General features: G+C 56.9%; 21 protein-coding genes. 16 read left to right on the forward strand and 5 right to left on the reverse strand.

Annotated elements, in window-relative coordinates; translation table 11 throughout:
• Positions 1–598 precede the first annotated feature (598 nt).
• The 4 genes from B0G73_RS19160 (at position 599) to B0G73_RS19175 (ending at position 5,469) form a co-directional block, all read left to right on the forward strand.
• Positions 599–1,378 (forward strand): alpha/beta fold hydrolase, encoded by a 780-nt coding sequence (locus B0G73_RS19160; protein WP_106282881.1) that lies wholly within the window; start codon positions 599–601, stop codon positions 1,376–1,378.
• Positions 1,379–1,612: 234 nt separating this feature from the next.
• Complete coding sequence (locus B0G73_RS19165; RefSeq protein WP_106283005.1) at positions 1,613–3,313, forward strand: FAD-dependent oxidoreductase; 1,701 nt, start codon at positions 1,613–1,615, stop codon at positions 3,311–3,313.
• Between the two features lie 205 nt (positions 3,314–3,518).
• Positions 3,519–4,529 carry a LysR family transcriptional regulator gene (locus tag B0G73_RS19170; protein ID WP_106282882.1) on the forward strand — a complete coding sequence of 337 codons (1,011 nt, stop codon included), beginning with the start codon at positions 3,519–3,521 and terminating at the stop codon, positions 4,527–4,529.
• Positions 4,530–4,653: 124 nt separating this feature from the next.
• A complete protein-coding gene (locus tag B0G73_RS19175) occupies positions 4,654–5,469 on the forward strand; it encodes an alpha/beta hydrolase (RefSeq protein ID WP_106282883.1) in 816 nt (271 codons plus the stop codon).
• Between the two features lie 61 nt (positions 5,470–5,530).
• Here B0G73_RS19175 and B0G73_RS19180 read toward each other — a convergent pair whose 3' ends face one another.
• A complete protein-coding gene (locus tag B0G73_RS19180; RefSeq protein WP_106282884.1) occupies positions 5,531–7,102 on the reverse strand; it encodes an MFS transporter in 1,572 nt (523 codons plus the stop codon).
• Positions 7,103–7,200: 98 nt separating this feature from the next.
• Between B0G73_RS19180 and B0G73_RS19185 the strand changes: the two genes are divergently transcribed.
• Positions 7,201–8,223 (forward strand): HlyD family secretion protein, encoded by a 1,023-nt coding sequence (locus B0G73_RS19185; protein WP_258193367.1) that lies wholly within the window; start codon positions 7,201–7,203, stop codon positions 8,221–8,223.
• A complete protein-coding gene (locus tag B0G73_RS19190; protein WP_106282885.1) occupies positions 8,220–9,644 on the forward strand; it encodes an efflux transporter outer membrane subunit in 1,425 nt (474 codons plus the stop codon). Before B0G73_RS19185 ends, B0G73_RS19190 begins: the two co-directional genes overlap by 4 nt.
• A 102-nt stretch (positions 9,645–9,746) precedes the next feature.
• Here the strand turns inward: B0G73_RS19190 and B0G73_RS19195 are convergent, their stop codons facing one another.
• The 3 genes from B0G73_RS19195 to B0G73_RS19210 all read right to left on the reverse strand — a co-directional run bounded on the left by B0G73_RS19195 (position 9,747) and on the right by B0G73_RS19210 (position 13,262).
• A complete protein-coding gene (locus B0G73_RS19195) occupies positions 9,747–10,439 on the reverse strand; it encodes a helix-turn-helix domain-containing protein (protein WP_106282886.1) in 693 nt (230 codons plus the stop codon).
• A gap of 463 nt (positions 10,440–10,902) precedes the next feature.
• On the reverse strand, positions 10,903–11,874 hold the full coding sequence (locus B0G73_RS19205; RefSeq protein WP_106282888.1) for a LysR family transcriptional regulator: 972 nt from the start codon (positions 11,872–11,874) through the stop codon (positions 10,903–10,905).
• Positions 11,875–12,344: 470 nt separating this feature from the next.
• Positions 12,345–13,262 (reverse strand): LysR family transcriptional regulator, encoded by a 918-nt coding sequence (locus B0G73_RS19210; RefSeq protein WP_106282889.1) that lies wholly within the window; start codon positions 13,260–13,262, stop codon positions 12,345–12,347.
• A gap of 88 nt (positions 13,263–13,350) precedes the next feature.
• On the opposite strand from B0G73_RS19210, the gene B0G73_RS19215 reads away from it, so the two are divergent.
• From B0G73_RS19215 to B0G73_RS19255, 9 genes are all read left to right on the forward strand, one after another.
• Positions 13,351–14,145 (forward strand): NAD(P)H-dependent oxidoreductase, encoded by a 795-nt coding sequence (locus B0G73_RS19215; RefSeq protein WP_106282890.1) that lies wholly within the window; start codon positions 13,351–13,353, stop codon positions 14,143–14,145.
• Positions 14,146–14,325: 180 nt separating this feature from the next.
• Positions 14,326–15,294, forward strand: coding sequence for a LysR family transcriptional regulator (locus tag B0G73_RS19220; RefSeq protein WP_106282891.1), 969 nt, complete (start codon positions 14,326–14,328; stop codon positions 15,292–15,294).
• Between the two features lie 431 nt (positions 15,295–15,725).
• Positions 15,726–18,491: a winged helix-turn-helix domain-containing protein gene (locus tag B0G73_RS19225; RefSeq protein ID WP_106282892.1), complete on the forward strand. Its 2,766-nt coding sequence runs from the start codon at positions 15,726–15,728 to the stop codon at positions 18,489–18,491.
• A 234-nt stretch (positions 18,492–18,725) separates the two neighbouring features.
• Positions 18,726–19,745, forward strand: a complete 1,020-nt coding sequence (locus B0G73_RS19230) for an alpha/beta hydrolase (protein ID WP_106282893.1) — start codon at positions 18,726–18,728, stop codon at positions 19,743–19,745.
• A 212-nt stretch (positions 19,746–19,957) separates the two neighbouring features.
• Positions 19,958–20,644 (forward strand): type 1 glutamine amidotransferase domain-containing protein, encoded by a 687-nt coding sequence (locus tag B0G73_RS19235; RefSeq protein ID WP_106282894.1) that lies wholly within the window; start codon positions 19,958–19,960, stop codon positions 20,642–20,644.
• Between the two features lie 460 nt (positions 20,645–21,104).
• On the forward strand, positions 21,105–21,374 hold the full coding sequence (locus tag B0G73_RS19240; RefSeq protein ID WP_146144203.1) for a hypothetical protein: 270 nt from the start codon (positions 21,105–21,107) through the stop codon (positions 21,372–21,374).
• 203 nt (positions 21,375–21,577) lie between these two features.
• The gene (locus tag B0G73_RS19245) at positions 21,578–22,381 is read left to right on the forward strand and encodes a hypothetical protein (protein ID WP_146144204.1); all 804 of its coding nucleotides are present in this window, start codon (positions 21,578–21,580) and stop codon (positions 22,379–22,381) included.
• Positions 22,382–22,925: 544 nt separating this feature from the next.
• Positions 22,926–23,354, forward strand: a complete 429-nt coding sequence (locus tag B0G73_RS19250; RefSeq protein WP_106282897.1) for a DUF3331 domain-containing protein — start codon at positions 22,926–22,928, stop codon at positions 23,352–23,354.
• Positions 23,355–23,482: 128 nt separating this feature from the next.
• Positions 23,483–24,097 (forward strand): carboxymuconolactone decarboxylase family protein, encoded by a 615-nt coding sequence (locus B0G73_RS19255; protein WP_258193368.1) that lies wholly within the window; start codon positions 23,483–23,485, stop codon positions 24,095–24,097.
• A gap of 155 nt (positions 24,098–24,252) precedes the next feature.
• On the opposite strand, the gene B0G73_RS19260 is transcribed toward B0G73_RS19255, so the two are convergent.
• Positions 24,253–25,038, reverse strand: a complete 786-nt coding sequence (locus B0G73_RS19260; RefSeq protein WP_106282898.1) for an SDR family oxidoreductase — start codon at positions 25,036–25,038, stop codon at positions 24,253–24,255.
• Positions 25,039–25,143: 105 nt separating this feature from the next.
• Between B0G73_RS19260 and B0G73_RS19265 the strand changes: the two genes are divergently transcribed.
• Positions 25,144–25,695, forward strand: a complete 552-nt coding sequence (locus tag B0G73_RS19265) for a TetR/AcrR family transcriptional regulator (protein ID WP_106282899.1) — start codon at positions 25,144–25,146, stop codon at positions 25,693–25,695.
• Positions 25,696–25,976: the final 281 nt, after the last annotated feature.

Raw genomic sequence — 25,976 nt, forward strand, 5'->3', positions numbered from 1 at the left:
GGCGGCTAGTCGCAGCGGCGATAGCGTGCTGCGCGAGCGTTGATGCTGCGATAAGTGTCAAGTCGAGCAAGTTGAACTCGAGCGATTCCGTTCTGTTGACCAGTAGTAACACTGGCGTGACTAGCGCGGGTCGGTATAAATGGCGTTCTAAAAATGTGTTCATGACGATTCCTCCAATTATTTTTATCAACCTTACCGGGCGTGCGTTGACTGATAAACCTCCGCATCTTCAATTCACTGGACTCAATTTCAGAACAATCGGGCTTGAGTGTCGAAGAAACGAACCTGGCGTTTTCGGTTTGGAAGGCTAACGAGAGGGCTGTAGATGCTGTGCGGGACCAAACAACGGTTGCGTAATTCGACTTGGATGATCACTTTTGTCAGCTGACTCGATCGGTCCGACGTGTGGGAAAAACCTAGCGCGTTGATTTGTTTGAATAAAGCTTCATTTTGTGAAGCGACTGGCGGATTTTGCTACGATGCCAATTGTCGGTTTGACCTTCGTGTGCGAAGTGTAGGCGCTCTCGCGATAGGCGGGGGTTATCCATAAAACGACCTTGGTTCCCGGCAATTCATCATTCAATTGAAGGACTTTTTCATGAAAACGCTTATTAGAAAGTGCTTGGTTTCGCTTGGACTCGTTAGCGGCTTGCTGGGCGTTGCGTACGCAAGTGCGGCACCCGAGGCGGATCTGCAGGGCAAGAATGTCGTTCTGGTACACGGCGCATTTGCAGATGGTTCGAGTTGGAGCAAGGTCATTCCAATTCTTGAGTCGAAGGGACTGCATGTGGTGGCAGTGCAGAATCCGTTGACTTCGCTTAAGGACGATGCCGGGGCGACTCGTCGGGTCATTGAGCAACAGACGGGGCCGGTCATTCTGGTAGGCCATTCATGGGCTGGTGCTGTCATTACCGAAGCGGGCGATGAGGACAAGGTAAAGGCACTTGTTTACGTAGCCGCGCTAGCGCCAGACCAAGGCCAGTCGCTGAATGACATGATTAAGCCATATCCGGCGCCGGCTTGGACCGCCGAGCTGCGAAAGGACTCAGCGGGTTTCCTGACGCTTTCCGATAAGGCCATCGCGCAAGACTTCGCAACCGACGTATCGCCTGCCGAAGCGAAACTGCTTGCAGCTACGCAGGGGCCCTGGTTTGCGGGTTGCCTCGACGACAAAGTGACCCATGCTGCCTGGCACGACAAAGCATCCTGGATGGTGGTCACCGATCAGGATCGTATGATCGATCCGCGTCTCCAGGCGGCGGTAGGTAAGCAGATCGGCGCCACGATCATCAAAGTCGACTCGAGCCATGTAGCCATGCTTTCGAAACCGGAGCAGGTGGCGGCAGCCATTATCGCTGCAGCCAGAAGCGTGAAGTAGCTGTTGCGGCAGACCGATCTCGTTCGCCGAGGGATAGGTCGCGATTGCTGGTGCGACTGAGTATCACGTATACGAGGTTGGAAATGCGCCGCTTCTACGCGCGAGTCCTTGAACTGGAGATTGTCAACAATGACTGAAAGATACGACGTACGGAGCGCACGCCCTGATAGCTCAACTTTGTCTGCGGAGGACGAACTCAATGACGTCTCGAATGACACGGCGAGTTCGGGGCGGATGGCATCTGCGGTAAAGGCGGATGCCCCTTTCTCTTCTCTTGATGATCGTCATCTCCAGGCGCACCCGCTACTGAGCGATAGCGAAATCGAGCGCATGCGAGCTTTCGGGATCGAGCAGCATTTCCAGGCGGGCGAGCGACTGCTGGAGTCCGGTATGCCGGTACCGGGGATGTTCGTCCTGCTCAGCGGCCGGATTAGCATTACAAGGCGCGATGGACTCGGTCGAGTGAACGAGGTGATGGAGCAACAGCCCGGACGGTTCGTGGCCGAGATCGGTCAGCTATCGGGACGACCGTCACTGGTCGATGGTCATGCAGTGGGCGATGTCACTGTGATCCTGATCCCCCCGGAGCGTCTGCGAGCCCTGCTCGTTGCAGAAGCGGAACTAGGAGAGCGCATCATGCGTTCGCTCATCCTCCGACGCGTCCGATTGATCGAACGCGGAACCGGGCCGATTCTGCTAGGAAAGTCAGACGATGCACGGTTGATACTGTTGCAGGGATTCTTGAGTCGAAATGGACATCCGCATACGGTGATTGACGCCGATACCGATCCGGATGCGATCCTCCTATTGGAGCGTATGGCGAGATCGGACGCCGATCTACCGCTAGTCATCTGTCCGGATGGCACGGTATTGCGCGCCCCCGACGAGAATCAGCTCGCATCGCAATTAGGCTGGCTGCCCGAGTTCGATCCCGCTCATACCTACGATGTCGCAATAGTCGGCGCAGGCCCTGCTGGGTTAGCAACCGCTGTGTATGCGGCATCCGAAGGGCTGTCTGTGGCCGTTTTCGACAGTAGGGCGCCGGGTGGCCAAGCAGGTGCGAGCTCACGCATTGAAAACTATCTTGGCTTTCCGACCGGTATATCGGGCCAGGCGCTTGCCGGCCGCGCGTTTGTGCAGGCCCAGAAGTTCGGCGCGCACATTGCCATTCCCACTCAGATCAAGGCACTGCACTGCGATCGGGTACCCATTGAAATTGAGTTGATGAATGGCCAGCATGTTGCTTCACACACGGTTGTTATCGCTACTGGGGCGGCATATCGCAAACCCGCAATCGCCGGTCTGGAAAGGTTCGAAGGGCACGGGACCTACTACTGGGCTTCACCGGTCGAAGCGAAGTTGTGCAAGGGGTGCGAGGTGGCGTTAGTGGGCGGCGGTAATTCGGCGGGCCAGGCGGTGGTTTATCTTGCGTCGCACGCGTCCCATGTTCATTTGCTGATACGCAGTGAGGGACTGGAAACAAGCATGTCGAGATATTTGATCGATCGTATTGCGGCATTGCCGAACGTAACGCTACACCGGCGGACTTCGATCGAGTCGATGGCTGGCGACGGCGATGCATTGTCCGCCTTGAACTGCACGACGCCGAACGGACCGCTGACGTTGGAGGTTAGGCATCTGTTTCTTTTTACAGGTGCCAACCCGAATACGAGTTGGCTTGACGGATGCAGCGTGAACACAGATCAGGGTGGCTTCGTTCTGACGGGTAGCGCAGTGGCTGGCAGCGTAGCCTACGGGACCAAATCCCTTGAAACCAGTGTGCCTGGCGTATTTGCAATTGGAGACGTCCGATCAGAATCGACCAAACGCGTGGCGGCAGCAGTGGGAGAGGGCGCGGCGGTGGTATCGCAGATTCATGGTGTGCTGGGCGCGCGCCAGGCTTTGGCACAGCGGGCGAATGCAACGCCAGCTTGATGCGCAGACAGACAGTACAGAGGTTTGATGTCTGTATTTCTTCCCCGTCATACCCGGAATCCGATTTACGGCATAATGGCTTCAAAAATGGAAGCTGAAAATTTTTTGATGATGTAAATTGGTCGTTCTGGCCAATGTCCGTAGGTAGCTGATCGAGCATTTGAAGGCAGACATTCGGCGCGCAACAGGGCATTAAGGGAAAAGTATGGATCGGTTTCAGGCAATGAAGATGTTTACGCGGGTAGTCGAAACCAACAGCTTTTCTAAAGCTGCCGACTCGATGGATTTGCCCCATGCATCCGCAACGATGATCATCCAGAAGCTTGAGGCACACCTGCGTGTGCGCCTTCTGCAGCGGACCACTCGGCGTTTGAGCTTGACGCCTGAGGGGGCGGAGTATTACGAGCGTTGTGTGCGCATACTTGCCGAGGTCGATGAAACCGAGGGCTCGTTGAGCGATACTCGAATAGGGCCACGGGGACGCCTGCGCGTGGACATGCCGGGGTCCATCGGCCGCCTGCTGATCATGCCGCACATCGATGATTTTCGGAGCAGCTTCCCCGAGATTGACTTGATGGTCAGTTTCTGCGACCGAAATTTGGACCTCATTCAGGAAGGGGTCGACTGCGCAATTCGGGTTGGCGCACTGCAGGACTCGACGCTAGTTGCGCGACGTCTGGCTTTGCTTCCGACAGTCACTGCCGCGAGTGCTAGCTATGTCGAGCAATATGGAATACCAGAGGATCTGGATGAGTTGGCGCAGCATGTTGCCGTTCACTACTTTTCCAGTGCCACCGGTCGGCTGCATCACATGAATTTCATCGTCGACGGAAAACCCGTTGAGGTGAAGGTCCCGGGCTCGATCGCAGTCAGCGATGCAGAAGCGTATGTGCTGTGTGGTATGAAAGGCGCAGGTTTGATACAACCCGCGCAATTCATTATTCAACCCGCGCTTCAATCGGCAGCGATGCTCAGGGTTTTGCCTCAGTTTGCATCGCCGCCGTTACAGGTGTCGGCGGTGTATCCGCACAACAGCCACCTGGCACCGAAGGTGCGAGTGTTCGTCGAATGGGTAGCCTCGATCTTTAATGCGCGTCTGTCCGTTGTGCCGACCGGCATGGATCAAGCCCCTGCATCAGCTCAAGAAAAGCTGCTAAAGCTCGTGCAGCCCAAACCTGTATCGTCCCGCAATTTCTCTTCAGAATATGTGCGGTAGCTCGATTCTTCGTATTGAGTGAAATCTGTTTCCCGCCATCGACTATTTGTTGGGGTGACAATTTGAACCAGAATGACATTCAACTCAACTAGCGGAGTGGGGTGCGATTGCACCTAGCCAAATAATGTCAAGCGGTGAAACAAGCCTCAACGTTGAAGACGTGGTGATAGAAGGCCACGCACAGACCATATCGGCGAGGACCTACAGACACGTTACCGACGACATCTTGCCGATCGTGTTGCTCTTTCACGGCGGTGGCTTTGTCGGTGGTTCGATCCATGATGTAAATCTCGCCGCGGTGTCGATTGCCTGCTCCACGCGCGCGTGGGTCATCTCGGTGGCGTATTCACTTTCTCCGACCTTTCCATTTCCCGCTGCCTTGGAAGATGGCTATCTCTCGCTCAGATGGGCGGTAGCGCATGCACATGAAAACGGCGCCGATCCTAAGCGTATAGGTGTTGCGGGACACGATGCCGGTGGCAATCTGGCTACATGTTTGGCTGCGATGGCGCGAGACAGGAGCGAATTTCGTTTGTCTGCTCAGGTCTTGCTCGCACCACTCCTCGATCCCAGCATGACGCGCGTGGGAGACCCGTCAAGTCTTGATGAGTCTGACCATGAGGCACATTTGCATGCCAGCAACTATGCTGCTTACTTCAGAAACATTTCGCAACGGCTGCATCCCTATGCCGCCCCGATAGAGTCACGCAGGCTGGCCGGCTTACCTCCCGCTTTGATAGCGATAGCCGGGAATGACGTGCTGCATGTCGAGGCCGAAAAATATTGTTGTGAACTCATCGCCGCGGGTGTGCCGACCGAGGCGGTACGCTACAAGGAAGTCTCACATAACGCGCTGGGATCTGATCGCCGGGCTATAGATCACATGGTGGAGTTTTTGCGGCGGCGGCTCGAGGCGCCTCTTCCTCCTGGTCTCGGATGAACCGGCCGAACCGGCCCGATGGACCATCCCGGCGCAAGGCGGCGTGCTTGGTTGGGGGCGACTAGATTTTCGCGGGTGGGCGCCGTAGAAAAAGCGCAATCAATACGCTTGCGAACCCTGCCGCAGCGGCGATTCTGAAGTTGTCGGCGAGCGCTAGCGTGGTCGCCTGAACCCGAATGGCGCGGTCGATCAAGGCATAGACTGAAAGCGGTGCGCTTAGCATGCTGACGGGTCCAGGCGAGAATAGGCCAGCTTGAGCGAGTACTCTCTCGACCGATTGAGGGTCGAACGTGTTCAGATGCCCGACGAGGTCGTTTGAGTACATTTGCTCGCGAATACGCTGCGCGAGCGCGATTGAAGTTGTGCCGAGCTGACCGCCGAAGAGACGTGTTGTTTGTACTAACGCACCGAACGTCAGTGCGTATTCAGGTGAAAGATGTTTTGCGAGGAAGTACACCGTCGACGTGACAATCATCGTCTGTCCGATTCCCTGAAGCAATTGTGAAGGAATGAAGTTGCCTTCCACCCAGTCGGGAGTGATGTCTGCTCCGAGCAGAAAGGCAACGGTGACAATGGCGAAGCCCGCAATGATGACGCGGCGCGCGTCGACGTAAAGTAGAAGGAATGCGACAAAAGGTGCTGCAAAAATCTGAGGAATTGCAATCCAGTGCAGCGTTTCGCCGATCTGAAGCGGTCTGAGATTGTGTGCAGCACCCAGAAATATTGACGGTATAACGCTTGTATTGAGTAACGCGAATCGAGTGAGGCAGGTGAGTGCCAGAAGCAGGAAGATGTTTGGCTTGACCAGATAGTCAAGCGCAATGCCCGGCGACTTTGCCAAAAACTCCCATACCAGAAATGCCGCGATAAGCAACGCGCCCGCATAGAGGATCGATGTGACGAACCCCGATTGAAACCAGAAGAGCCGCTCACCTTGATCCAGTCCGACGAGCAGGCAGACAAACCCGCTGGCGCCCAGCAACATGCCTGTATGGTCGCCGCGCAACGTTGATGGGGGATAAGGCTCGGTAGGAATGGAGAGTGCCACAAACGCGATGAACGGCAGGGTCAACGCCGCATTTTGCCAATAGAACCAATGCCAGGTGAAATGCTCGCTGTACCAGCCTTCCAGTGTGGCTGAGACGTTCAGTGACATTTCGATGTTCATGGCGTACGCGGCGATCCCGAACGGCAGCCATCTCGGAGGCAGGGTTCTCACGATGACGCCAATTGCAACGGGTACAAATACGCCGGACGATAGCCCCGATACCACCTGGATGAAGATCAGCGTCGAGAAGTTGGGCGAGAAGGGCAGCAGCATCTGCGATATGAAAAATATCACGGCTCCACAGATGAGTAGTCTCCGAACGCCCGTCACAAATGCTGCCCACACGGCAATCGGACCAATGAACATCTGGCCGGCGTTGAATGCGGTGTTTATCCACGCTCCTTGATCGAAGCTGATACCCAGCGCGCCGCGTAGGTCCGCCAATCCCAACGAAGTGAGTCTGGACGTGAACGTCGAAATAATCGTGCCAAGCAGCACCGCGCCGATCGCCGCGTAAGGACGCATGCTTTGCCGCGGAATTGCTGCGGAGACGTGGGGATCGACTCGCTCAGTCTTGGTTTTCATTGCCGGCGTCAGGTCTCGTCTGTACACTTGTGACTTCAAATTTGAAAGCGTAGCATACCCCATGTTTAAAAATACGCAAGGTGAGGAGCGGGCATATCGTGGATGCAATTGACAATGAAGCATCCTCATCGCACAGGCGAAGGGTCGTAGCGATCTTGGGGTTGGTTGCCTTCGCGGTAGTACTCGGGGCGGTACTGGCCTATGCATATGGCTCTGGCGAGCGTGGCACCGACGATGCTTATGTGACCGGTCACGTCCATACAATCGCCGCGAGAGTCAACGGGACGGTTGAGCAGGTGTTGGTGCGGGACAATCAATTCGTTCACGCGGGAGATAAGCTGGTTCGACTCGACACGCGCGACTTCGACGTTCGCGTTGCGTTGGAACGGTCGCGGATCGAGCAGGCACAGGCTGAGCAAGCCAAGGCGCGAGCATTGATAGCGCAGTCGAAGGCCGCTATCGTAGCGGCAGTCGCGGATTCCCGGCGTGGTGACCTCGACTTCGCGCGTGCGCAAGAGCTTACGCGTGAGACGCCACGTGGTCTGTCGCAACAAGAGTACGACGCCGCCGACGCAACGAGAAAATCGGCAGCCGCGCGTGTGCTTCAAGCCCAAGCCCAACTAGCTTTGTCGGAAGCGACGTTGGCATCGTCCATGGCCACGGAAACCCAAGGCAGGGCTAACCTGCGTGACGCCTCGCTACAACTGAACTACACCGATGTCGTATCGCCGGTCGATGGCTTTGTCGGCAAGAAGACGGTTGAGACGGGGCAGCGTATTGTCCCGGGTCAGGCGTTGCTTGCCGTGGTAGAAAAAGACGCGTGGGTCGTGGCGAATTTCCGCGAGACCCAATTGAAGCACGTGCGTGTGGGTGACAGTGTGAGCCTGCGCTTCGACGCATTGCCGGACTTATTGTTAAAGGGGCATGTCGAGAGTTTTGCGCCAGCCACTGGGGCCCAGTTTGCTCTGCTGCCACCAGATAATGCGACCGGTAACTTCACAAAAGTCGTACAGCGTGTTCCAGTGAAGATTCTGATCGACGATCCTGATATTGAACGCCGACACATTGCACTTGGCATGTCGGTGACGGTCAGGTTGAGCGCCCGAGGCGAGAGTTCATGACGCGATTTGGCCTTTGGCTCCTCGGTGCGGCGTGCGTGGCGTCGGGATGCACGTTGCATCCACAGCCACTGCCGGACCTCGCGTTGAGCGGCCAACCGTTTCGACACAACGAAGCAGGATTGGCAACGGAACATGGCAATGAGCCTTTCGATCCCGTCGGCCGGCTGAATTGGGTCAGTCTATTCGCAGACCAACAACTGGCGGGGCTGGTCGATGCTGCACTGAAGGAAAACCTTGAAATCAAAGTAGCAGACGCCCGAATTGCTCGATCGCGTGCATCGCTGGACCTCGACAATTCTTACACACTACCCACCGTGCGGACGAGTCCGAGTTTCAATCGAAACCGTGTTTCCGGCACCGTGGATGACGCATTGCCTAAACGCACACTTCATAACTGGGCCGTGCCGGTCGATGCGAGCTACGAGGTCGATCTATGGGGGCGTCTGAGAGGCGGAGTGGAGTCCGGGCGAGATAGCCTTCTCGCTGCGCAAGCCGATGCCGATGCTGTGAAATTGCGCATCTCGACCGAAGTCGCGAGCGACTATCTGACGCTCAGGTTTGTCGATTTTGACCGGATAGAGTTGTTGCGTTCGATCGAACTTCGGCAGACGGCACTCGACCTCATTAACAGGCGAGTGAAAGCGGGGTCTGCCGGAGATCTCGATGCGCTCCGGGCCACGACGGAATTGAAAACCGCTTCCGCCGAGTTGGAAGAAAGCGATCGGCTTCGCGAAAATCTGGTTGATGCCATCGCGGTGCTGACAGGGAAGTCCGTTACCGATCTCGCTATTGCGAATCGGCGCGAGGAGGTTGTACTTCCCTCGGTTCCAGTGGGTTTGCCATCGGGTATCCTGCGGAATCGTCCTGATGTGTATGCGTCCGAGCGACGGCTGGATGCCGCGTCGTTACAGATCGGTATTGCCAAAACGGCATTCCTGCCGTCATTGACGTTGACTGCAAGCGGTGGATTTGCGAGCGATAGCTTGCGAACCTTTCTCGATCGAAACAGTTCGGTGTGGGGATTGGGTGTGAGTGTGGTTGAAACGTTGTTCGACGGCGGGCGGCGACAGGCAGCGGTGGATTCGGCGAAAGCGGGGTACCTGATTGCGGAGGCGGATTATCGCTCGACGACCCTTCAGGCGTTCCGACAGGTGCAGGATGCGCTCAACGATATTGCGGCACAACGTCTGCAGGCCGAGAATTACGACGCGGCGTCGACCGCGTCTTCGCAGGCCGCCGCGCTATCCCGTCGCCGATACGAGCATGGGTACGTGAGCTATTTTGAGGTCGTCGATTCCGACCGAAGTGCACTTGCGATCAAGCGTCAATTGATCCGGAGCCAGCAGGCGCAGGCGGTCGCGACTGTCTCGCTACTACGCGCTTTGGGTGGGGGATGGAGCGGCGCTCAACCGGTTCAATGAGTTTAGGGCGGCAATACCACGGTATTGCCGCCCTTCGGACCACAATCGGTTTTGCAGCACAACTTGATGTGGCTCGAGCAGCCTGGAGGAGATCCGAACTGGTCAGGCTGCTTTCGATGCCTTCTTGACCGAAGTCACTTTTTTTCTCGCTGGCGTCTTGGCGGCGGTTGCGTCAGCTTCTTTGGCTGCTGGCTTGGCGAGCTTAAGACGTGGCGTACCAGACGTGTCGGTTTTCCTTTTCGGCGCAGGTTTTGCTGCCACTCTCGATTTTCGTGCTGGCGTGTCCGCGCTCTTCAATCGGCTGGCCTTGAACGCCGCAGCCCTTGCTTCCCGTTCCTTTGCAAAGCCATCGCTGATCGTGCTGACTGTGTCGGAGAATGAAAATGGCTTTTTGCTTCGGGGAACCTGCCACAGCGCATCGATCGTCTCGCCCGTTTTTCTGTAAACGAGCCCGACTGCTGGCTCCGCGCCCGGCGGGAACCCGCCCCAACGCAAAGCCCACGCGCGAATGGCGAGCAGCACACCGTCCAACTCTTTGCCCTTCGGGGTTGCGTAGTACTCGAACCGGTTTGAATGCGTACTGTACTGTCGACGCTCGATGATTTCGTCTTCCTCGAGGCGTTTCAGGCGCATGGCCAGCAGGTTCGAAGACATACCCGTCTGAGCCTGGATGTCCTCGAAGCGCCGCACGCCCATGCTGATTTCTCTCATGATCAGGAGCGTCCAACGATCCCCGAACACCGACAGCCCACGCGCGATTTGGCATAGGCTCTCCGACGTTTCATCCCAACTCATGATATTTCCCTTCCCGATGAATCTCGCTGCTCACTTTGCATCTTCGCAAGCTCACCCTGGAGCTGCAAAATCCAGCAATTCTGCACTGTGACGGTGCGTGGCTGCCTAATTTGAAGGCATCGCGAAAATAGCTACTATCCATGCATATTATAGCTTTTCGCCGAGGCGTGCCGCGCCGCGCCGACTCTGTGTACGCGAGCCTTCGGCATAAGGGCTATGAAAGACCTTGACGGCGTGATAGAGAACGGGTCGCCGCGGAGCAGGCACGACAGGATCTGGGAGATCGGGGCTCCCGGATGCGTCTTGTCACGTCGTTCTGTTTTTTTCGGGAAATCGGTGGGCGGGCGCGAAGCGAGGGGCACTGGATGGTACAGCCAGCAAGGCGCCGGCCTTTGCTTTTTGAATCAGATGGGGAAGCAGCGCGATCTTCGCTGACTCGGCCAGACTGCTGGGCGGAGATGCTTCAGGCAGCCATCAGCCTGTCAGATGCCATCGGACGGCCTGCACGTGTCGTGTGAATCGCAAGCGATTCTTGAGTGGGGTAGTCACTCGCCGGGTCATAAGCGAACTCGTCGGTGAGGTAGTCGATAAGTTTTCGCACGCGCATCGGCTCGAGTCGGCGGGGTCGATAAAGCAGATGAACTTCGAGCGGCCTTGACGACCATCCGGGCAGAACCGGTACTAGATGAGCTTTCTGTGCGAAGCGCGATGGCACAAGCGCTACACCCGCACCATGTATAGCCGCGCCAATCAGTGCGTCAGGGTTATTAGCCCGCATTGCCCCATTCCTCGGAGTCAGAAACCGGTTTGAGCTCGAATGTTCGAGTAACTCGAACTCGCCGCACGTTGTCCGGCCGGCAAGCACCATCCAGTCTCCCGGAGCGACGTCGCGTGGGTGCTGAGGGACTCCGACGCGGTCGAGATAGGCTTGGCTTGCGTACAGTCCTGTCGTCAATGGCCTCAGGGGGCGGGCGATCAGGTTTTCAGGTGCGGCACGATCGACCGAGATCGCAAGATCGGCGAGGTCGCTAAGGGCGTCGACGCCGTTATCGTTAGCGTGGAGATCGACGTCAATGTTGGGATTGTCTTTCATGAACATGGCGAGCATACCGCCTAGACGCTGCAGTCCGAACAGCGCGGGTGCGTCGATTCGCACGCTGCCGCACGCGTCCGTCGAGTTCTGCTTTCCCATGAAAGCTAGTTCTTCATAGGAGCCGATCACTGCGGTTGCGCGCTCGAAAAAACACTGCCCGAACGGAGTTAGCGACACTTTTCGGGTGCTGCGCACAAAAAGTCGCGCTCCCAATTCCGTCTCCAGACTTTGCACCACGCGAGTGGCGATTGATCGGGAGACATTCAACGCATCGGCTCCGCGTGAAAATCCTTTGTGCTCGACGATGGCTTTGAAGACCTCAAGTGCCTTTAGGCGATCCATGGCTATTCTCCAAGTGGGCCTGTTTCCAGACCGGATGCGAACGCGGTAACTGCGGGGACGTGCGGCACCGTGCCTGTTTGAGTCCCCTTGTTGCCATGTTCGTGCGGTCGAGAAAGAACGTCGAGTTAAATGGTATTAATGGTTGTTATGGCCGCTATTCAAGGCGTTGCAGCTAGGACAGAAGGCGTAAAAATATACCTGGTGTGTCCAGATGTGTCGTTCAGACAAAGCCAGAATGAGTCGCTGCCCCTTGGAGAACGTGCGTCATCGTTCGCTGAGCGGCAATTCTTTTGTCACAAAAGCGCTCTCGGTTCCGTGCCTCCACGCAGGTAGTATTGCCGTCAACGGATCATGAGAAGCACTGCGGCACACATGCGGCGCTACTTGACTTCACTGAGGACCGGCTTCAATATTTGAAGAAATTAGAAGAAAATGGCGACTTTACTTTAGAGCGCGCGCAGATTTGCGGACTACGTGTCGACTTCTGGATCGCGTGCGACCGCTTCGACGATCTGCTCGCGCAACCATTGATGCGAAGGATCTCGATGCGAGCGCTCGTGCCATACCATGCCCATGGCGTAGCCTGGTACGTCGACCGGTGCCTTGACCTGTTTCAATGCCGGCTCCGCGCGAACGAGTCTTGCCGGCAGCATCGCTACTAGGTCGGTCGTTTTGACCACGGAGATGGCAACCAGGAAGTGCGGCACCGAGAGCACAACCCGACGCGATAGCCCTGCCGCCTCCAGGACTGCATCGGTGACGCCTACGAAGCCGCCACCGGTAGGAGAAATGACCACGTGCTCCATCGAGCAGAACTGCTTGATGGTAGGCCTGCGACCAAGCTGTGGATGTCCGGGGCGGCCAACCAGCACGTAGTTTTCATCGAAGAGTTTTTGCGCTCGCAGTCCCTGCGGAACGGAATCCATGGTTTGCAGGCTGAGATCGATTTCGCCGTCCTCTGCGCGCTTGGCGATTCGCGCAGGCTGGCCTTCTACGACAGCCAGCCGCGTTCCCGGAGCACGCTCCCGAAGGCGTCGTAGTGTTGGAAGCAGAACGGCCAGTTCTCCGTAGTCAGCTGCCGCTACCCGCCATGTATTCGTGGCGGATGCCGGGTCGAACGGATCACTTGCCATAACCGCGCGTTTTATGGTTTCCAGCGCGTTTCGTAAAGGCTCGCGCAATTCGTCGGCGCGAGGGGTCGGCAACATACCTCTAGCTCCCGGCAATAGCAACGGATCATCGAAGGCCTCACGCAACTTGCCGAGCTGAACGCTGACCGACGGTTGCGACAGATTGAGCCGCGCTGCGGCCCGCGTCACGTTTCGTTCGCTGAGCAGCACGTCGAGCGTGACCAGAAGGTTCAGATCGAGTCGATGGAAATTGTGCATAGCTATACCTGATATTAGGCGAATTCATTTCATTTATACCAGTTCAGGTTATACGCTGCCGAGCATAGTCAACTTAATCGGGTTATATATGAACGTCCTTATCGTCTATGCGCACCCCGAGCCGACCTCGCTGAATGGTTCGCTACTGGATTTTATGGTCAAGCGTTTTGACAGTGGCGGCCACACCGTACAGGTATCAGACTTGTACGCCATGAAATGGAAGCCGGTATTGGACGCAGATGACTTCCTCAATCGCGAGCCCGGCGCACCTTTCGACGCGATGCGCGATTCCGGACGCGCCTATGCCGGAGGGCAGCAGACCGCGGACATTACTCGCGAGCAAGAGAAGCTCGTGTGGGCAGACGCGGTAGTCATGCAGTTTCCGCTTTACTGGTATTCGATGCCCGCGATCATGAAGGGGTGGGTCGAGCGCGTCTATGCCTATTCGTTTGCGTACGGCATCGGCGAGCACTCCGATAAGCGCTGGGGTGATCGTTTCGGCGAGGGCAAGATGGTCGGGAAGCGGGCTATGTTGCTTGTGACAGCGGGCGGATGGGCATCTCACTACAGTCAGCGCGGTGTCAACGGGCCTATGGAGGACCTCCTGTTCCCGATTCAGCACGGCATTCTCTACTACCCGGGCTTTGACGTCTTGCCGCCATTCGTTGCGTACAAGATCGGTCAGGGGCGGGTGGATGCCGAGCACTATGCGTCGCTCACAGATTCGCTAGGAAAACGGGTGGACGAGTTCTGGAGCACAGAGCCCATTCCATTTCGGCCGCAGAACGGCGGGGACTACGACATTCCAGCGTTGACGCTACGCTCCGACATCGCACCTGGACAGATCGGATTCGCCGCTCATCGTACCGACATCCAATCCTGAGCGCAGTTATCGGCAAGGCGTTCCGTGCTTTATGGTGGCCCCAAGTTGTCGGCGGCAACTGTTGAAGGGCGTTGTCCTCAAATGGCGTCAGGTGTTCGTATCCGTGACACTTGCGAAACGCAGAATGTGTCTTGGGCGTCGGGCGAAGGCAATTCAATTCTGACCATGCAGGTATAAAAAATGGACGACAAGAGGCTTGACTTAAATCTGCTGCTGGCACTTGAGGCGCTCCTCGCCGAACTTAACGTCACGCGTGCAGCCAAGCGTCTCAACCTCAGCCAGCCCGCGCTGAGCGCTCAGTTGTCGAGACTTCGAGCGATCTTTGGCGACCCGCTTTTGATCCCGACTTCCAGGGGCATGTTACCCACCGCTATGGCCTCCGATCTGGGGGTTCCACTGCGGCTCGCTCTCGATCAGGCGCGCGCCCTCGTGAATCGGGCGCAGACGTTCGATCCGGCGAATGCAAACATGACATTCTCGATAGCCGCCAGTGATTACATGCAGGTCGCCATTCTGCTTCCCTTTCTGTTGCAACTGAGTTGCCGCGCGCCGGGACTCCGGGTCATGGTCAGGTTAGGCGACGTTCGGCTCGTGGGTGCGGAACTGGAGCGTGGCGACGCGGATGTCGCACTCGTAGAGTCAGAGGACGTGGGAGGGCGTGACTTGCGGAGGCTCGACGTACTGAGCGAACGTTATATCGGGATCGCGCGTAGACATACCGTGGAGCGCGGCTTCATGCCCATCGACCGGTTCATGGCGGCAAGTCATATTATCGTGTCGCCGCGCGCCCAAGGCTTCACTGGCCCGACCGACGAAGCATTGGCCGCGGTTGGCCTCACCCGGCAGGTCGCCTTTGCGGTGTCCTCGTTCGTGTTCCTGATCGAGGCGGTATCGAGGAGCGATCTTCTGGCACTCGCCCCGCAACGGCTTGTCGAGCGTTACGCCGATCGTGTCGACATCTTCAAGCCGCCCATTGCCGTACCTGGCTTCAAAATTGCAATGGTTTGGCATGACCGTACTCATGCACACCCTGCGAGAGCGTGGCTTCGCGACCAGATTGCTGAGTTCTGCGCGGCGCATCAAACGATCGCTCCCGACAGTGCACGCACCGCGCCTCGGAAGGAAGAGGCGATTCACGGAGCCGAATAAGCTATCCGATTGTTCATCTTGGATGAATTGTGTTCTGATCTGTAGACATTTATCTCATCATTTCACCAGGCCACAATCCCGTAAGACTCGAAGTGAGTGAAAGCCGGGTGCTGGCGCGAAGTCCGGCGATATGGCTCGCATACGAGCCGTCCGCGAGCCGTTAATCACTCTCCCGATGCAAGGCTAAGGAGAGTCGATCATCGCGTATTGCACGTACTTGCATTGATCCCCCAAACCGGTCAAGAAGTATTAGGCTCGCCGGCGGATGGCGAACTTGCAGTAGGCTTTCTGTCGCGGATAAGCCCATTTGTGCAAGCCGATTCTTGCTGGATCGGGCAATTGTGCCGGCCTCGGCAAACTGAGGCGACGGACGAGGCAACGTGCTCCACGCCTCAACACCGTTCGCGTAGCGGCATCCTGTAGGCAACACCATGACTCGACAATACGCTTTCGCATTTGGTCCATTCAGACTGGATTTCCCGCAACGTACGCTGTCACGCGATGGCGTTGAGATCAAACTGGGTAGCCGCGCTCTGGATATTCTCGTGACGATCGTGGAGGCGCTCGGTGAACTCGTCAGCACGCAGACGCTGGTAACAAAGGTTTGGCCGAATACCATCGTCGACGAAGGTTCGCTTCGCGTGCATATGTCCATTTTACGCAAGGCGCTCGATGATGGCCGCGATGGAGCGCGGCTGATCGTGAATGAAATGGGACGCGGCTACAGACTTGCGGTACCGGTCGAAAAGCAGGTAATTGCGGAGAGTGTGGACAGACCGGCGGCGCAATCAACGGGCCGGTCAGGGCTGCCAATTCTCGTGGGTCGCATCGTCGGCCGGGACGCCGTGATCGACGGCCTTTCCACATCACTTAGTGATCGACGCCTGATGACGATCGCGGGGGCCGGCGGGATTGGCAAAACGACAGTTGCGCTCGGCATTGGGCATCGCTTCGAAGCGATGACGTCGTCCAAGGCATACTTTGTCGACTTCGCGCCGGTCACGAGTCCGTCGCGCGCGGCCAGCACCATTGCGCTTGCAATGGGCGTTCCGGTCTCGACCGACGATCCAATTCCTGAACTGGTTGTCGCCATCGGCGAACAGTCCATCCTCATGGTATTGGACAACTGCGAGCACCTGGTCGATACCGTTACCACGCTGGTCGAGCGACTGTTGCGTGGAACCAGTAACTTGCGGCTGCTCATTACAAGTCGCGAACCACTTCGGGCGGAAGGCGAATGGGTCCATCGGCTGGCATCGCTCGCACTGCCGGACAAAGACTCATCGCTGACCGTGGCCGAGGCGCTTGAATTCGCGGCGGTTGCGCTTTTCGTCGAACGGGCGGTGGCCGCGCATGACTGCTTTCAGCTATCAGAGGCAAACGTCGCGGCGGTTCGTGATATCTGCCGGCAACTTGACGGCATCCCGTTGGCGATCGAAATGGCCGCTGCGCGCATTGCTTCCATGGATGCCCAAACCCTCGCTGCCCGACTCGTGGACCGATTTGCGCTGCTCACGCGCGGGCGCAGGAATGCGCTGCCGCGTCAGCAAACGCTAAGAGCGATGCTGGACTGGAGTTATGCGCTGCTCGAACCCAGTACTCAGACCGTTCTAAACCGGCTGTCGCTGTTTCGCTCAGCGTTCGACATCGATGCGGCCATTGCGGTCGCGAATGACCCGCAAATCGGTGACCTGGTGGTGGTTGACGCCGCGGCTGATCTGGTCGCCAAATCCCTGCTGGTTAGCGATTCGGAGCGGGGATCGACGACGTACCGGTTACTCGAAACCACGCGACATTACGCCTTCGACAAGCTATCGGAAGACAACGCGGTGGGTTGTGTTCAGGAGCGGCATGCGCTGTACCTGTGCTCTCTCTTCGTCGATCCGGGCCCTGCGTGGGAAGGTAGCGCGCAGCGCGAATCGACCGTCATGCATAGTGCGACGATTGACGACGTGCGGGCCGCATTCGATTGGGCGGCATCACCCGACGGTGATCCCAATCTCGCAGTGAGGATCGCGGCAGTGACATCGCCGCTCTGGTTTCAATTGTCCTTGCCTTTCGAGTTCATGAGACTCGCGGAGCGCGGCATCGAAGCCGTGCAGCGCGCGGGTCTGGCCGGCTCGATTGACCACGTGCAATTGTTGATCGCCTATGGCCACGCGATATGGCACACACGCGGCCCTATTCAGGCGATGGCCGATGCATTCGGCGAGGGTCTTGCGCAAGCGAAGGGGATAGGGGACGCCGAGATCGATATGCGTTGCATGTGGGGAATGTGGTCCCAAAAGCTCCAGAGCGGGCAATACGCCCAAAGCCTTGAAATCACCCGGGCCTATCAGCGCCTAGGCGCTGCGTCGTTGCAACTTTCTACGACCCAGACAGCGAAGCACACACTTGCCTTGTCACTTGAGCGGCTCGGTCAACTGGACGAGTCCCTCGCCCTGATCGAAGACGTGCTGTCTGTCGACGGCGCAAATCCTGTCAGAGCCGGACACGCAAACGCGGCGCAAATGGACGGGCGAATTGCCGCCTGGACGCTGGAGATGCGTCTGCTTTGGCTGAAGGGACGGAGCATGCCGGCGCTTGCTTTGGCCAGGAAGGCGGTGGCCGAGTCTGTTGAAGTTGGACACGATCTCTCGATCTGCTTTTGTCTTACGATGGGCGCGTTGCCGGTTGCTCTATGGTGTGGCGACAGGGAATTCGGCCTTGAAGTACTCGACATTCTCCGAAGCCGGACTCGGCAGAACGGCTTGCGGTTTTGGGACACTTGGGCAGACGGTTTCGAGTGCATCATGAATGGCGTGCCCTTGGACGTCCGGTCCGCCACCATCTATCAAATGGAGATTTTCGCCACCTTGGGCGATGAATCGTCCATAGCGGCCCTGAGCGCTCTGCGAAGGTCAGATGAAGCTATCTGGTGCCGCGCTGAGTTGCTGCGGCGAGAGGCGCTACGGGTCTGTAACGTTAGCGAGGACGTTGAGGCACGACTCGCGGCTGCACATGAGGTCGCGATCGCGCAGGGCGCACATGCCTGGACACTGCGGATCGCGACCACCCTCGCGGCAGTGCAACGGGACAAGGCTGAGGTTGCCGCCGCGAGGGCGACGCTCTGCACCGCGCGCAGGGTATTCACTGAGGACGACGATTCGGCTGACGTGCAGGAAGCGGATGCATTACTGCGCCTGTTTTCTTCGTAACAGAGCAGATTGGCGGCCGGCGGGCGCGATGTGCTCCGCATTAACAACCCTTTGCAAAGCTTAACTTACATCTGACGACCGTCTTGACCACAATGAAGGCCTGGTGCGCAATCATTCCACTCAAGATGGTTCTCCGATAGTCATTTGATTTTGCGAGAACGGCCTCCGCGAAAAGGCGGCGGGCATCGTGGGGATGGTTATCGCGGGTCAACGCAAGCTTACGCAAGAATCATCATGAAAACGCACGACGCCAATTCGACTAAGCCATCGGTCAGTACGCAACCTTTACTAACGCCGTATTCGGCTCACCCTGTTCTTGACGTCGACGTGCAGAGTTTCGTTGATGCTCAGGTCAACTCGGGCGATGAGATCTTTTATCTACGGCAGCCTGCCGACGCACGTGAGGCGTTTGCCAGGCTTCAGGGCAAATCGCAGCACGAATCCTCCGTGATTGTCGATGACCTGAACTTGCCCACCGGGCCTACCGGATCGGTGACCGTTCGCATAGCGCGCCCCACCGGTGCGACACGACCTATGCCCATCGTCATGTATTTCCACGGTGGGGGATGGCTCGTCGGCGACCGTCATACACATGACAGGTTGATCCGTGAGATCGCGATTGCCTCCGACGTTGCGGTCGTGTTCGTCGACTATAGCCATTCGCCGGAAGCGGTGTTTCCACGCCAGAACGAAGAAGCCTATGCCGCCATGACTTATGTGGTCGCGCATGCTGCGGCATTGGCACTCGATCCTACGTCGGTGGCGTTGGTCGGTGACGGGGCAGGAGGCAACATGGTGGCTGCAGTTGCCATTCTGGCAAAGAGCCGGCGTGGCCCTGCCATTGCGCTGCAAGTCATGTTCTATCCCGTCATGTCGGCAAGCACGGAGAGCAACTCGTATCAGGAGTTTGAAAACGGTCCGTGGATCACGGGGAAAGCGATGAGGGCACTCATCAGCGCGCAATTTCCGCCGGGCTCCCACGATGACCTCAGCGCGCTGCCGTTGAATGCCAACTTTACCGAGCTTGAAGGTCTTCCTGCTGCGCTGGTGATCACCGCGGAAAACGACGTCGTTCGGGATCAGGGCGAACAGTACGCGAAGAAGCTCATGCAGGCCGGCGTGGAAGTCACCGCCACGCGTTACCTCGGAACCATCCATGATTTCATCAGCCTTGATGATCTTGCGGAGACACCCGCATCGCGAGCTGCGTTAATGCAGGCTTGCGCGGCGTTACGTGCGGTACTGCACTGCTGAGGGCTAGAGCCCGGCTCGCTAGGCGCTAGCACACGAATCCGGGACGATTAACGCATTAAATTACTTTTCGGCGGATCGGTTCGAATTCAGGCCGGTGCACCTTCGCTCATCTTTTGTGCCTTCAAATAAAGAAGTAATCGAGGGTTTTTGTCTGGATCCGCCGCGAGCGTTGCCGCGGTTGATCCTCTTAAATTTATATTCTGGGAAAAGCCATGAAGATTCTTTTTATCATAACCAGTTCGGCCCGTGGCACTTGGCTCGCTGAGGTTACCCGGCCTTATTGGCATCTGACTGAAAGGGGCAGCGAAGTCCATTTCGCCAGCCCTGCCGGCGGCAAGATCACGTGGGACCACCTAAGCGATCCGTTCGCGGAAGGTTCGTTTGAGGCCAACGACCTCGTTAGCAAAGGCTTTTTGTCGGACAAAAATCTAGTCGCCAAACTTGAGACGACGATTTCGCTGAATGCCGTTCGGCCGGAGGAGTACGACGCGGTGCACGTCGCGGGTGGAACTGGGGCTGCGGTTGATCTGTTTCCGAACGATCAGGTGGCAAGAATTCTGGAACATTTTTGGGCAGCCGGTAAGGTCGTGGGGTTGATCTGTCACGGCTCGATCGCGCTTGCCAATAATCCGGACCGAGTTGCAGGGCGGCGCGCAACGGGCTTCACGCTGAAGGAGGACATCGAAGCTGAGGCCTTGTACGGTCCTCAGTTCGTGCCGAATTACCCGCAGCCGGTGATGGAAAAGGCCGGCATTGAGTTCGTCAACGTCGAGCCTCAAGGGGTGAGAGTGGTGGTTGACGGCCAACTCGTCACAGGACAGAACCAGCAGTCAGCGTCGGAGTATTCGATCCAGTTCAATCATCTGTTGTTTGGTAAGAATCCGGTATTGACCGTATAGAAAGTAGGAGCCGTGCCCTCGGGCGGAAGGCGATTCGGGCCGTGCAAGATCGGCTCACTTCGACCTCCTGTTCTGGGTGGTGAACGGCTTCGTGTGGAAAGGCCAGCGGGGTGTGGGTCTTTCATTGCAATAGGTTGAGCGCGCTTGGCGCCGGATGTTCGCGATGTATTGTTTGGACGGAGTTGCGGCGAGCGTCCGGTCTGAGGCGAACAACCGAAATCAGGTTATTGGGTATTTTCAATAATAACTGTCTACTCGAATTTTTCTCATGTCTTCTAACGCACATTGGCTACAGAATCATCCGACATCGAACCGTAGGCATGCCGGCAAGGCAATGCTGTTGCCGATGCCACGGCGAGACGCAATTGACGTAGCTCTTTCCTGCCACCTTGCGCTCGTCGCTTGTCGAAATGGACAAGGAAGCGCCAAGCTTTTGCACGACCTCGCCGGTGCGACGTGTATGACGTTTCTGCTGCAGTTGGAGGGATTTGGCGAGGCTTCAGTTGATCTCTATCGTGACGCGCAATTTGCCCTGGAAGATGCAATGGAGCGGGGGAGGGCAGAGGGAATCTGGTTACTGAAGGAGGATTCAGCGGCCTTGTTCGAGCAACTGGTAACGATGTACGACTGGCAACTCACCATTGCCGCTATGAGGAACATTGAGGAGGCTAATTTCCGTCTCGTGAAACTGGCGAAAGCGGGTTTGATGCCAATTCCTACTAGCGCATGAAACTCAATGAGTCGGTGCTGGTGGTCGCAAATTGCCGCCCCCCAAGTTCCCGCGCCAACCACTGTTTGATAGCCGCTCATTGGCAGATGGGGCGTGTCATACGGCTGAGCTCAGAGGTACGTGTTAGTTAGTGCTGTGAGCTTGTGGCTCCAATTACGCAAAAATTTCCATGAAATCGATTGTCCCGCTTGGGAGCTATCGTCGTGCGCACTTTTTCCACCTCGAAAACCGTATCGGCCTTTGCTCACATCCTGTGCTGCTCCGGGTTGTTAGCTGCTTCCGGAGCGCCAGCTGACGCAGCTTCGGCAGGAAGATTTGACGCGACGAGCCAACCAGCGGTCCGCGCTACGTCGATTCATCGAGTGGTTGGTGACGATCCCGTGTCAGTCAGAAACGCACTGCAGGCGGAAGGAATGGATGCGGGACCGCGCTCACTCAGCGATCGATTCAAGGACATCGCGGCCATCCAATTGCGGCGTGTTCTTCATGACATACCGTCTACACGCCCGGATCTCACCCATGACTTCGTATTTGTCGTCCCCGTGCCGTACGGAATACATTACCGACGGAGCCAACACGAGCTTATTCTGGATGTTTCCCTCTCGGACGATGGTCATCCGGATGGCATCGTGCTTAGAAAGACTGTCACCGGATCCAGTGGGCGAGGGCTCGCGATCGCTCCAGAGGCTCGCGCGAAGGGATACGTGCAAACCTTCGACACCATTGAGATCAAGACCTCTGGGAAACAGAAAACCAATGTGCGAGGACGTCTCAAAGTGTCGCCGGCCGAAATTTCCACCTCGTATGGGAATTGGGCGATAGCCCTGGTATGCACCTTGGAGCCGCCGTACCTCTCAGAACGAAGTGAGCACGAAGACCCCAACGACGACGAGCCTACCGATATCACGACGAGAGTGTCGACCTTCCATGGAGACGTTCGTGCTGTCTGGTTGATCAACCAGAAAACTGGACACATCGTTTCGACCGGTCTGCATCTTGACAGATAGCGTCACCACTGTGCGCCTGACGCGCGAGACTTGCAGCCTTCGAGGACCAGCGAACGATTATTCAATCTGGGTAAATTGTGTTCTGGCTTATTGACATTTATCGCCCCCTTACCTTCCGTAACAATGTGATCAAACACCGTCCAACTTTGGGTCCTACCTCGGCGTAAATGCAGTAATCGGCCTCCCAGTCAGTCATTCCTCGGATCAGCGCTGATTTCTTCGATTGCTGTTCGCTTTAGCTGCAGTTTAGCTCTTCGCATTCTTCACTTGTGGAAGAGGACGCTTCGCGCCGTTTCGAACGAGGCCCGAGCCACGCTGCCGTTGCGACGCCTGTATTGCGGTGCCTGGATGCGCCGCGCTGACTGCAGACCGTATTCTTTGACTTAACAGGGAGTTGTCAATGTCCACTCGAATCACGTGGAAGTTTGCGCCTATTGCCCCCGACATTTGCGAAGTTTAACGATACTTCACTTCTTCGCACTACGACGATGCTGCAGACTTCGGATCAACCTTCCTCATCTCCTATCATCCAAGGAGCTTCGTCATGCTTTCAAACTCGATGCATCTTGATCCGTGGTTGAAAACCGTCCAATTGCTGAATGTGCTTTCCGCTCAGGCGGGCGACGAACAATTTGTGTCTCCATGCGGCAATGACGGCGGCGCGATGGACAGCTGGGTTTCGCGTCGCAGATTGTGTTCGTTCCGTGCGGCAAGTATCAAGATATTGGGGCGCTCGGGTGTGCGTTCGGCTACGATCAGTTGGTGTGATCCTACGATGTGCAACTATCCCGACCAGGTCTGGGAAATGAAGGTTGCCGCCCGTCCAGGGACTTGCGCATTGAGCGGAAGTGCGATCCGCCGAGGCGATTCTGTTTTTCGGCCCCGCTGCAGTCGAGCCAGGCCAGCGAACGCGACCGCGATGATTCACGCTGGCCTTGTTAACAAGGCACTGTCTGACCTCACCGAGGAATAGCTTCGAATGTCTGCAATGAAGACTCTCGGAAGTAATCGGATAACCCCTTCCCAATTCCAATAGCCGGACAAAAAAGAAGTCACGGCCGAAACCGTGCCCGCGACATCCAGGGATGGCAGGAAGAGACCTTGAACCGCGTACCAATTCAATCAATGGAGAGTTCTGTGCGACTTCGTCCAATACCCCCGCTTTCTTTAACACCAGAGCAACGAAATCTTTACTCGTCCATCGAACAGGTGATTACGACCAGCCTTAGAGGCTTCATCGCTAAGCGGGAGGACGACGCGTTAGTCGGTCCGTTCAATCCTATGCTTCACTTTCCACAATTTGGAGCGGCTGCATGGGAATTGACGATGGCGTTGAGCAAGCATACGACCTTGCCGAAAACAATCAAGGAGATTGCAATTCTGGTAGTGGGTGCAAGGTATAAAGCGCCCTACGAAATCTATGCTCACGAAAGGGTCGCTGCGCTTGTCGGATTTTCGGCGCAGAAAATAGCGACAATTGTGGCCGGTCAGCGGCCCGTTGATCTCACCGAGCCTGAGGGCGTTGCTTACGACGTGGCCTCCGCGCTGGCATCCGGCGGACCCTTGCCGGAATCTACCTACAGAACGTCGATCAACGCGTTTGGTAAGGATGGAACGGCCGAACTTGCTTTCCTGATTGCGAACTATTCGTTGGTATCCGTTTTGCTCAACGCCTATGACATACCGATACCGGAGCAGGCGTCGAACGAAGGCTAGCTTTCTTGAGGAACCCGCAAGTCCTGGAACTTGCGGTCCCTCAAATTTCAATAAGCGTAACGCTCGTTGCTACTTGAGAGCGTCTCGTTCCAGCCCATGGCAATCGCAGGCTCAACGCGGGAAGAGGTTTTACTCTCTCTTCCCGCTTCCACAAGCTAGGCGGCTTGATAGCGTTTGGCAGCGTGCGTCTGCTCAAAGTTCGGGAACATGGCCATTCGCGCCGCATTGTATACATCCCACTGGTCAACCTCGGGCAGCGGCGGAATAGTGATGCTTTCTCGCCTGTCGTAGCCCAATAATGCGGCGTCGACTAACTCATCCACTTCCATAACGGCCGGCAGTGCGTTAACGTCAAGGCCGGAGCGCTCCCATATCTCCGTTCTTGTTGCTGCAGGCAGAACTGCTTGCACGTAAATCCCCTTCGGAGCTAGCTCCAGGTGCAGACCTTGCGACAGAAACAGTACGAAGGCTTTGGTCGCACCGTAGACCGTCAGCCCAAACTCAGGCGCGAGTGCCACCACTGACGCGATATTGACGATGGATCCTTTGCCTTGCTTGGCGAAACGCGGCGTGACCGCGTTTGTGAGGCGCGTCAACGCAGTGGTGTTCAAACTAATGATTTGTGCAACGTCTTCGGTGCTCTGTTCGGCGAAGCTGCCCTTTGCGTTGGCACCGGCGTTGTTCACCAGGATCTCGATGCTTGAGTCTTCGCGCAACCGTGCTTCGACTGCTGCAAGTTCAGCGGAGTTGGTCAGATCGGCTTTCAGAACGTCGACGGAAACTCCCGTTTCGCGTCGCAGGCGGTCTGCCAGGATTTCCATTCGACTGCTGTCTCGCGCCACGAGAACGAGGTCGTGGCCGCGCTTGGCGAAACGGTCGGCGTAAACAGCACCGATACCTGTGGACGCGCCAGTGATCAAGGTGGTGGGACGGGTGCTCATGGACTTCTCCGAAGTTGGTTTGATTTATTCATGATGATTGTCATCTAAAAATATGATGATGAGCATCATGTACAATGTCAAGCGATTTCCTGGAGAGCGTCGCTAATGAAAGTGAACCGTGAGCAGTTTGCCGAGAACAGACGGAGGATTCTCGATGCGGCGGGTGCGCTGTTTCGCGCCCATGGGTTCGAATCCGTCACCGTCGCGGACGTGATGAAAGCGGCTGGACTGACGCATGGTGGGTTCTACGGGCATTTCAAATCCAAGGATGATCTGATCGTCCAGGCCTTGTCGCACGTATTCAAGCAAGCCGATACCGCAGAGGCAGACTGGAGCAACTACGTCGCCAGCTACCTGTCTCCGGGGCACCGTGACAATCTCGCGCAGGGATGTCCGGTGGCTGGGCTGGCCGCAGAAGCGATCCGGCAGGCCGCGGAGGCGCGCGCTGTCATGACCGCGGGCATCCGGCACGAGATCGAACTCCGTAGTCGGTCTTCACCTGACTGCACTGATCGAGAAACGCGGGAAGCTGCGATAGGTAGTTGGGCGGCCATGATTGGTGCGGTGATACTCGCCCGGCTCGTAGATGATCCGAAGCTTTCCGATGAAGTGCTGGAGGGTACGCATTCGTGGATCCGTCGCAAAGACGGGAAGTAACCCGCGGGAAGCCGGTGGCCGTTTGCATTGCCGTACCGTCTGTGAAGAAGGGCTTTGTGCTTTCGCACCGTTCATCGAGCAACTCGATGAACGAATACCTCTACCGTGGGTTGCCAGGCGTCGTCACCCTCGTTCTTGCAATCTACGTGAATCGGACTCCCCAGTTGAGTCGGGCCAAAGAGCTCGTTGTGTCCGAGCGGTCTTCAATCCGCCCCACGTTCTGACAATCTCTTTCATCAAGCGTAACGTCTTCGTCGCTATGCACGAAGCGAGCGGATGAA

Source organism: Paraburkholderia sp. BL25I1N1, from assembly GCF_003002025.1.
Taxonomy (GTDB): Bacteria; Pseudomonadota; Gammaproteobacteria; order Burkholderiales; family Burkholderiaceae; genus Paraburkholderia.

What these genes read in the sequence shown, in the direction of transcription:
- B0G73_RS19160 (WP_106282881.1), top strand. Translation starts at nt 599, where the DNA reads ATGAAAACGCTTATTAGAAAGTGCTTGGTTTCGCTTGGACTCGTTAGC.
- B0G73_RS19165 (WP_106283005.1), top strand. Translation starts at nt 1,613, where the DNA reads ATGGCATCTGCGGTAAAGGCGGATGCCCCTTTCTCTTCTCTTGATGAT.
- B0G73_RS19170 (WP_106282882.1), top strand. Translation starts at nt 3,519, where the DNA reads ATGGATCGGTTTCAGGCAATGAAGATGTTTACGCGGGTAGTCGAAACC.
- B0G73_RS19175 (WP_106282883.1), top strand. Translation starts at nt 4,654, where the DNA reads ATGTCAAGCGGTGAAACAAGCCTCAACGTTGAAGACGTGGTGATAGAA.
- B0G73_RS19180 (WP_106282884.1), bottom strand. Translation starts at nt 7,102, where the DNA reads ATGAAAACCAAGACTGAGCGAGTCGATCCCCACGTCTCCGCAGCAATT.
- B0G73_RS19190 (WP_106282885.1), top strand. Translation starts at nt 8,220, where the DNA reads ATGACGCGATTTGGCCTTTGGCTCCTCGGTGCGGCGTGCGTGGCGTCG.
- B0G73_RS19195 (WP_106282886.1), bottom strand. Translation starts at nt 10,439, where the DNA reads ATGAGTTGGGATGAAACGTCGGAGAGCCTATGCCAAATCGCGCGTGGG.
- B0G73_RS19205 (WP_106282888.1), bottom strand. Translation starts at nt 11,874, where the DNA reads ATGGATCGCCTAAAGGCACTTGAGGTCTTCAAAGCCATCGTCGAGCAC.
- B0G73_RS19210 (WP_106282889.1), bottom strand. Translation starts at nt 13,262, where the DNA reads ATGCACAATTTCCATCGACTCGATCTGAACCTTCTGGTCACGCTCGAC.
- B0G73_RS19215 (WP_106282890.1), top strand. Translation starts at nt 13,351, where the DNA reads ATGAACGTCCTTATCGTCTATGCGCACCCCGAGCCGACCTCGCTGAAT.
- B0G73_RS19220 (WP_106282891.1), top strand. Translation starts at nt 14,326, where the DNA reads ATGGACGACAAGAGGCTTGACTTAAATCTGCTGCTGGCACTTGAGGCG.
- B0G73_RS19225 (WP_106282892.1), top strand. Translation starts at nt 15,726, where the DNA reads ATGACTCGACAATACGCTTTCGCATTTGGTCCATTCAGACTGGATTTC.
- B0G73_RS19230 (WP_106282893.1), top strand. Translation starts at nt 18,726, where the DNA reads ATGAAAACGCACGACGCCAATTCGACTAAGCCATCGGTCAGTACGCAA.
- B0G73_RS19235 (WP_106282894.1), top strand. Translation starts at nt 19,958, where the DNA reads ATGAAGATTCTTTTTATCATAACCAGTTCGGCCCGTGGCACTTGGCTC.
- B0G73_RS19240 (WP_146144203.1), top strand. Translation starts at nt 21,105, where the DNA reads ATGACGTTTCTGCTGCAGTTGGAGGGATTTGGCGAGGCTTCAGTTGAT.
- B0G73_RS19250 (WP_106282897.1), top strand. Translation starts at nt 22,926, where the DNA reads ATGCTTTCAAACTCGATGCATCTTGATCCGTGGTTGAAAACCGTCCAA.
- B0G73_RS19260 (WP_106282898.1), bottom strand. Translation starts at nt 25,038, where the DNA reads ATGAGCACCCGTCCCACCACCTTGATCACTGGCGCGTCCACAGGTATC.
- B0G73_RS19265 (WP_106282899.1), top strand. Translation starts at nt 25,144, where the DNA reads ATGAAAGTGAACCGTGAGCAGTTTGCCGAGAACAGACGGAGGATTCTC.